At 69.6% G+C, this 6111-nt stretch carries 4 protein-coding genes and 1 pseudogene; 2 read left to right on the forward strand and 3 right to left on the reverse strand.

Annotated features, from left to right (window positions below; genetic code table 11):
• Positions 1-416: pseudogene (locus C667_RS19345) on the forward strand (fumarate reductase flavoprotein subunit); the annotation flags it as partial.
• Complete coding sequence (locus tag C667_RS19350) at positions 413-1150, forward strand: fumarate reductase iron-sulfur subunit (protein WP_004377373.1); 738 nt, start codon at positions 413-415, stop codon at positions 1148-1150. The pseudogene C667_RS19345 and the gene C667_RS19350, both read left to right, overlap by 4 nt.
• A 319-nt stretch (positions 1151-1469) precedes the next feature.
• Here C667_RS19350 and C667_RS19355 read toward each other — a convergent pair whose 3' ends face one another.
• The 3 genes from C667_RS19355 to tkt all read right to left on the reverse strand — a co-directional run bounded on the left by C667_RS19355 (position 1470) and on the right by tkt (position 5898).
• Positions 1470-2654, reverse strand: a complete 1185-nt coding sequence (locus tag C667_RS19355) for a phosphoglycerate kinase (RefSeq protein WP_004377376.1) — start codon at positions 2652-2654, stop codon at positions 1470-1472.
• Positions 2655-2716: 62 nt separating this feature from the next.
• Positions 2717-3745 carry a type I glyceraldehyde-3-phosphate dehydrogenase gene (gene gap, locus C667_RS19360; protein ID WP_004377378.1) on the reverse strand — a complete coding sequence of 343 codons (1029 nt, stop codon included), beginning with the start codon at positions 3743-3745 and terminating at the stop codon, positions 2717-2719.
• 137 nt (positions 3746-3882) lie between these two features.
• A complete protein-coding gene (gene tkt / locus C667_RS19365) occupies positions 3883-5898 on the reverse strand; it encodes a transketolase (RefSeq protein WP_004377379.1) in 2016 nt (671 codons plus the stop codon).
• Positions 5899-6111 lie beyond the last annotated feature (213 nt).

A 6111-nucleotide genomic window follows, 5' to 3' on the forward strand; every position in this document is an offset into this window, starting at 1 on the left:
TGCCGCGCATGCTCGCGCTCGCGCTGTGCGCGGCGCAGGGCGCGCTCGAGCGCCGCGAGAGCCGCGGCGCGCACGCGCGCGAGGACTACCCGGCGCGCAACGACCGCGACTGGCTGCGCCGCACGCTGGCGTGTTGGCCGACGGGGGGCGCCGCGCCGGTGCTGGAGTACGAGCCGATCACGGTCGAGCACATGGAGCTGCCGCCCGGCTTCCGCGGCTACGGCACGCGCAACATCGTCGAGCACCCGGCCACCGCGCTGCGCGAGGCCGAGATCGAGTCCATCCGTGCCCGCCTCGAAGGCGCGGGAGGCGCCCCCCTGCAGGCCGCACTGCTGGATTTCCGCATGCGCCTGCCCGAACGCTATCGCGGCGACAACGAACGCCTCGCCGACATCGAAGAAGGAGCACCGCGATGAGCCGCCGCCTGAAGATCTCGATCTTCCGCCACAACCCGCGCGACCCGCAGAGCGTGCCGCGCACGGTCGACTACGAGCTCGACGAGCAGCCGGGGATGACGCTCTTCATCGCGCTCAACGCGATCCGCGACACCCAGGCGCCCGATCTCAACTTCGACTTCGTCTGCCGTGCGGGGGTGTGCGGCGCGTGCGCGATGGTGATCGACGGCCGCCCCGGGCTGGCCTGCCGCACGCTGACGAGCACGCTGCCGGCGGCGTTCAGCCTCTATCCGCTGCCGGTGTTCCGGCTCGTGGCCGACCTGTCGGTGGATACCGGGAGCTGGATGCGCGAGCTCGCCGAGCGCCTGCAGACCTGGGTGCATCTCGACGCCGAGCCCGACCTCGACCGCCTCGAGGCGCGCATGGAGCCGACGCTCGCCGAGGAAGTCTATGAGCTCGACCGCTGCATCGAGTGCGGCTGCTGCATCGTCGCGTGCGCGACCGCGCAGATGCGCGAGGGCTTCGTCGGCGCGGTGGGTCTCAACAAGATCGCGCGTTTCCGCCTCGACCCGGCGGATACGCGCGACGATGCGGACTTCTACGAGCTCGTCGGCAACGACGAAGGCATCTTCGGCTGCATGAGCCTGCTGGCCTGCAACGACCTCTGCCCGAAGGAGCTGCCCCTGCAGACCCAGCTCGCCTGGCTGCGCCGCAAGATGGCGGGGCAGGGGGTGCGCTGGCTGCGGCGGGGCTGAACCGCAGCCGCCAGCGCGGCTCGCGTCGCAAGCTGCAAGGCCGCATTCGCGCCTGCCGGCGCTCCTACATGAACCATCACCCACCGACGCCCTGCACGAGCACCGACCGCCGCGAATGCGCCGACCCAGCCCGCGCCGCCCCCCTGTAGGAGCGCCGGCAGGCGCGAACACGGCGACCCAGCCTGCGCCTAGGCCCTGTAGGAGCGCCGGCAGGCGCGAACACGGCGACCCAGCCCGCACCTCGCCCCTGTAGGAGCGCCGGCCGCCGCGAATGCGGCCATCCAGCCCGCACCCGCGGCGGTTCAACTGCGTGTGCGCCTCAGTCCTTGAAGCGTGCCTCCAGCGCCGCGATTGCGGGCAGGGTCTTGCCTTCGAGGAACTCGAGGAAGGCGCCGCCGCCGGTCGAGATGTAGCCCACGTCCTCGGCGATGTGGAACTTGGCGATGGCCGCGAGGGTGTCGCCGCCGCCGGCGATCGAGAAGGCCTCCGAGTGCGCGATGGCCGAGGCCATCATCTTGGTGCCGCCGGCGAACTGGGGCAGCTCGAACACGCCCACCGGGCCGTTCCACACGATGGTGCCGGCGTTGGCGATGATCTCGGAGAGCTTGGCGGCGGTCTTCGGGCCGACGTCGAGGATGCGGTCGTGCGCGCCGACCTCTTCGACCGGGATGCGGTTGGCGCGCGCCAGCGCGGAGACCTCGTCGGCGACGACGACGTCGACCGGCAGCGGCACCTCGGCGCCACGCGCCTTCATCATGTCCATGATCGCCTGCGCCTCCTTGACCAGCTCGGGCTCGGCGAGGGATTCGCCGATGCGCTTGCCGGAGGCGAGCAGGAAGGTGTTGGCGATGCCGCCGCCGACGATGAGCTGGTCCACCTTGTCGGCGAGCGACTTCAGGATGGTGAGCTTGGACGACACCTTGGAGCCGCCGACGATCGCCACCAGCGGGCGCTGCGGGGACTGCAGGGCCTTGCCGAGCGCGTCGATCTCGGCGCCCATCAGGATGCCGGCGCAGGCCACCGGGGCGAAGCGGGCGATGCCGTGGGTGGTGGCCTCGGCGCGGTGGGCGGTGCCGAAGGCGTCATTGACGTAGACGTCGCACAGCGCGGCCATCTTCTTGGCGAGCTCTTCGTTGTCCTTCTTCTCGCCCTTGTTGCAGCGGCAGTTCTCGAGCAGGACGACCTCGCCCGGCTTGAGCGCGAAGCCGCCCTCGACCCAGTCGGCCACCAGGCGCACCGGGCGGTGCAGCAACTGGCCGAGGCGCACCGCCACCGGGGCCAGGGTGTCGTCGGGGCCGACCGTGCCTTCGGTAGGGCGGCCGAGGTGGGAGGTGACCATCACCGCGGCGCCATTGTCGAGGCAATACTGGATCGACGGCAGCGAGGCGCGGATGCGGGTGTCCTCGGTGATGTTGCCGGCGTCGTCCTGCGGCACGTTGAGGTCGGCGCGGATGAAGACCTTCTTGCCGCGCACGTCGAGTTCGGTGAGTTTCTTGACTTGCATGATTCGTTCGATCCTGGAAAAACGCCCTGCAGGGCAGGGCGTCGGTTCGACTGGGGTCGGGCTTACTTGGCGTTGCAGAAGGCGCGCGCGGCGTCGAGCATGCGGCAGGAGTAGCCCCACTCGTTGTCGTACCAGGCCAGCACCTTGACCAGCACCGAGCCGTCCTCGCCCTTGATGACGCGGGTCTGGGTGGCGTCGAAGGTGGACGAAACCGTGGTGTGGTTGAAGTCGGAGGACACCAGCGGCTCGGTGTTGACCGCGAGGATGCCCTTCAGCGGGCCGTCGGCCGCGGCGGTCATCAGCGCGTTGATCTCTTCCTTGGTGGTGGCGCGCTCGGCGGTGAAGGTGAGGTCGACCAGCGAGACGTTGATCGTCGGCACGCGCAGCGCGAAGCCGTCGACCTTGCCGACCAGCTGCGGCAGCACCAGGCCGACGGCCTTGGCGGCGCCGGTCTTGGTGGGGATGATGTTGGCGGCGGCGGCGCGGGCGCGGCGCAGGTCCTTGTGGCGCACGTCCACGGTGACCTGGTCGTTGGTGTAGGCGTGGATGGTGGTCATCAGGCCCTGCTTGATGCCGACGCTGTCGGCCAGGATCTTGGCGACCGGGGCCAGGCAGTTGGTGGTGCAGGAGGCGTTGGAGACGACGGTCATGCCGGCCTTCAGTGCGTCCTCATTGACACCCATCACGATGGTGGTGTCGACGTCGTCGCCACCCGGGGCGGAGATCAGCACGCGGCGGGCGCCCATGTCGAGCAGGGCCTGGGCCTTGGCCTTGGTGGTGTAGGCGCCGGTGCATTCGAGCAGCACGTCCACGCCGTGGCTGCCCCAGTTGACGCCCTTCGGGTCCTTGGTGGAGTAGAAGGGGATCTTCTTGCCGTCGATGATGATGACGTTCTCGCCTTCGGTCTCGACCGAGGTGGCGAAGCGGCCGTGGGTGGTGTCGTACTTGAGCAGGTGGGCGTTGGTGGTCAGATCGCCGGAGGCGTTGATGGCGACCACTTCGAACTCGTTCTGCAGGCCCTGCTCGTAGATGGCGCGCAGCGTGCAGCGACCGATACGACCGAAACCGTTGATGGCGACCTTGATGCTCATCGTTGCTTCTCCCTGAGATAACGGTGAAAAACCGGGTGATTTGTGTTTGCTGCTGCCCTGCCGGCCCGTGCGGGACCGTGTCCTGAAGTGCAGCGGGAGCGGTCCGCTTCCGGAGCCGCTCCCGCGCCAGGGTCTTGTCAGAGCACCGATTTCACTGCCTGCACCACCGCGTCCGCGGTGATGCCGAAATACTTGAACAGCTCGCCTGCGGGCGCCGACTCGCCGAAGCGGTCGATGCCGATCACGCGGCCTTCGAGGCCGACGTACTTGTACCAGCCGTCGGTCGTGCCGGCCTCGACCGCGACGCGCGGCAGGCCGGCGGGCAGCACGCTCGCCTTCCAGGCGGCGTCCTGGCGGTCGAAGACGTTGGTCGAGGGCATGGACACCACGCGCACCGCGACACCTTGCTCGGCCAGGGTCTTCTGCGCGGCCATGGCGAGCGCGACCTCGGAGCCGGTGGCGAGGATCACCGCCTGCGGCTTGCCACCTTCGGCCTCGGACAGCACGTAGCCGCCCTTGCGGATGGCGGCGATCTGCGCGGAGGTGCGCGCCTGGAAGGGCAGGTTCTGGCGCGAGAAGCACATCGACGTCGGGCCATCCTTGCGCTCGATCGCGTTCGCCCACGCCACCGCCGATTCGGTGGTGTCGCAGGGGCGCCACACGTCCATGTTGGGGATCAGGCGCAGCGTCGCGGTCTGCTCAACAGGCTGGTGGGTGGGGCCGTCCTCGCCGAGGCCGATCGAATCGTGCGTGAACACGAAGATCTGGCGCACCTTCATCAGCGCGGCCATGCGCAGGGCGTTGCGCGCGTACTCGCTGAACATCAGGAAGGTGGCGGTGTAGGGGATGAGGCCGCCGTGCAGGCTGACGCCGTTGGCGATCGCCGCCATGCCGAACTCGCGCACGCCGTAATACACGTAGTTGCCGCCGCTGGTCTTGCTGACGCCCCTGGCGCCCGACCACAGCGTGAGGTTGGAGCCGGCGAGGTCGGCCGAGCCGCCGAGGAGTTCGGGCAGCTTGGGCGCGTAGGCCTCGATGCTGTTCTGGCTGGCCTTGCGGGTGGCGATGGTCTCGGCCTTGTCGACGACCTTGGCCAGCACCGCGGCGACGTGGGCATCCCAGTCGGCGGGCAGCTCGCCGGCCATGCGGCGCTCGAACTCGGCGGCGAGCTCGGGGTGGGCGGCGCGGTAGGCGGCGAAGGCGGCGTTCCACTGGGCCTCGAGCGAGGCGCCCTTGGTGCGCGCGTCCCAGGCGGCGTAGACCTCGGCCGGGATGTGGAAGGGCGGGTGGGTCCAGCCGATGTGGGCGCGCGCGGCCTCGATCTCGGCGGCGCCGAGCGGGGCGCCATGCACGTCGTGGCTGTCCTGCTTGTTGGGCGCGCCGGCGCCGATGATGGTCTTGCAGCAGATCAGCGTGGGCTGGGCGGTGTTGGCCTTGGCCTGCTGGATGGCGGCCTCGATCTCGACCGGGTCGTGGCCCTGGACGTCGCGGATGACCTGCCATCCATATGCTTCGAACCTTTTCGGGGTGTCGTCGGTGAACCAGCCCTGCACGTGGCCGTCGATGGAGATGTTGTTGTCGTCGTAGAAGGCGACCAGCTTGCCCAGGCCCCAGGTGCCGGCGAGCGAGCAGGCCTCGTGCGAGATGCCTTCCATCAGGCAGCCGTCGCCGAGGAAGACATAGGTGTTGTGGTCGACCACCACGTGGCCGGGGCGGTTGAACTCGGCGGCGAGGATCTTCTCGGCGAGCGCCATGCCGACGGCGTTGGTGATGCCCTGGCCGAGCGGGCCGGTGGTGGTCTCGATGCCGGGGGCGTAGCCGTACTCGGGGTGGCCGGGGGTCTTGCTGTGGAGCTGGCGGAAGCGCTTCAACTCCTCGATCGGCAGGTCGTAGCCGGTGAGGTGGAGCAGCGCGTAGATCAGCATCGAGCCGTGGCCGTTGGACAGCACGAAGCGGTCGCGGTCGGCCCACTTGGGGTTGGCCGGGTTGTGCCTGAGGTGGTGGCGCCAGAGGACTTCGGCGATCTCGGCCATGCCCATGGGTGCGCCCGGGTGGCCGGAGTTGGCCTGCTGCACTGCGTCCATCGCGAGGGCGCGGATGGCGCCGGTGATGGGGTTGAAGACCGGGGGCTGGACGTTGCGGGTCGACTGCATGCTGTTTTCGGGCCGGAGGCCGCCATCGGGAAAGATCGGAATTATCCCTTAAAAGACCCCGGGGATGCCAATGTTGCATTGCGGCAATGTTGCTGCAGGCTGGGCTGAGGCGGGGCTGAGGCGGGGCTGAGGCGGCGGGCGCGGCTGCGAAACGGTCGCGGGGCCGGGGCGGTGCGCGCCGCCTGCACTCGCGGCCCCTCGCTGCGCTCGGGG

The sequence above is a fragment of the Thauera phenylacetica B4P genome (assembly GCF_000310225.1).
In the GTDB taxonomy this organism is placed as follows: domain Bacteria; phylum Pseudomonadota; class Gammaproteobacteria; order Burkholderiales; family Rhodocyclaceae; genus Thauera; species Thauera phenylacetica.

Coding starts and splice junctions, on each gene's coding strand:
- C667_RS19350 (WP_004377373.1), top strand. CDS start 413: ATGAGCCGCCGCCTGAAGATCTCGATCTTCCGCCACAACCCGCGCGAC.
- C667_RS19355 (WP_004377376.1), bottom strand. CDS start 2,654: ATGCAAGTCAAGAAACTCACCGAACTCGACGTGCGCGGCAAGAAGGTC.
- gap (WP_004377378.1), bottom strand. CDS start 3,745: ATGAGCATCAAGGTCGCCATCAACGGTTTCGGTCGTATCGGTCGCTGC.
- tkt (WP_004377379.1), bottom strand. CDS start 5,898: ATGCAGTCGACCCGCAACGTCCAGCCCCCGGTCTTCAACCCCATCACC.